We start from the raw sequence: 1,422 nt of genomic DNA on the forward strand, positions 1-1,422 counted from the left end.
CCGGGGGGGGATCAGGCCGGCAGCGGCCAGGTCGGGAGTCGTCCCGGGTCTGGGCGGCGGACGGATCCTCGGCGTTGCGTCCCCGCGTCCGGCGCGCCGGCACGGACGGCGAGCCCGCCGTCGGGCAGGGAGGTGACGTCGATGGGCACGCGATAGACCTCGGTGAGCCGCTCCGAGGTCATCACCGCGGACGGAGACCCGGCCGCGACGACCCGCCCCTCCTCGAGGAGGACCACGTGATCGGCGATGTCGGCGGCCTGCTCCAGGTCATGCAGCACGACGCCGATGGTCAGGCCGTGGACGTCGGCAAGGTCCCGGATGAGGTCCAGCAGGCTCATCTGGTGCTTCAGGTCCAGGAACGTGGTGGGCTCGTCGAGCAGCAGCACGTCGGTCTGCTGGGCCAGGCAGGTGGCCAGCCAGACCCGCTGCAGCTGACCGCCGGAGAGCTCAGTGACCGGCCGGTGACGCAGATCCTCCAGCCCGGCGAGCGCCACGGCCCGTTCCACGGCCTCCGCACCTCCAGGATCGGTGCGGCGGAACCGGCCCCGGTGGGGGTGGCGTCCGAGCTCGACCACCTCGGCCACCGTCAGCCCGGTCGGCGTGGGCCGCTGCTGGGCGAGGATCGTGAGCCGCTTGGCGAAGCTGCGCGGCGAGAAGCTGGTGATGTCGACGTCGTCGAGGCTCACCTGGCCCTCGGCGTCGGCCAGTCGGCACATGCCGCGCAGCAGCGTGGTCTTGCCGCTGCCGTTGGGGCCGATCAGCGCGGTGACCCCGCCGGGCAGCAGCTGGGCGTCGACGCCGTGGACGATGCGGTGGGGCCCGTAGGACACGGACACGTCGAGGGCACGGAGCGAGGTCCGGGACGTCTGCGCCGAGTCCGGGCGCGTAAGGTTCGACAGCACGGGGTCATTTTGCACATCTGCATCTTACTCAATCAAGCATAGGTTCACCTAAGAGATGTGAGGAACGCATCCCCGAACGGGCCTCCCGAACCCCACGCACCGGCATGGATCCGCACCATGCGGGCCATTCACGGGGTCCAGATCACACGACACGACGGTGTCATATCACCCCGGCATGCCCCCTCACCGGGTGATCTCACCGGTTCGTGTCTGCGGCAGTGTGAGCGATTCGTCCCCCGCACGCGCTTCTCGTGGAGGCATGACCCCACCTCGGCGCGCCGCCGCGCCAGGCTCAGCGCACGAATCCGGCCCGGGATGTAACACGGCTGACATGTCGAGGTCCCTAGGCTTCATGCGACATCGTTGCAGGACGGGACTGCGGCGCCACGGCGTCGGCAGCTCCCCCGACGGACAGGACGAAGATGACCCTCACCGGCACCGGCTCGGCCGCTCGGGTCGGCCGCACGCGGCGCCCTCCTGTTGCCGTCCTTCCAGCCCCGGGACACGCCGCCACCGGTGG

Annotated in this window: 1 protein-coding gene; it reads right to left on the bottom strand. The window is 70.7% G+C overall.

Annotated elements, in window-relative coordinates; all coding sequences use genetic code 11:
- Window positions 1-11 precede the first annotated feature (11 nt).
- Window positions 12-902, bottom strand: a complete 891-nt coding sequence (locus tag BCY76_RS17260; RefSeq protein ID WP_336582686.1) for an ABC transporter ATP-binding protein — start codon at window positions 900-902, stop codon at window positions 12-14.
- Window positions 903-1,422 lie beyond the last annotated feature (520 nt).

This window comes from Nesterenkonia sp. PF2B19, assembly GCF_001758425.2.
Taxonomy (GTDB): domain Bacteria; phylum Actinomycetota; class Actinomycetes; order Actinomycetales; family Micrococcaceae; genus Nesterenkonia; species Nesterenkonia aethiopica.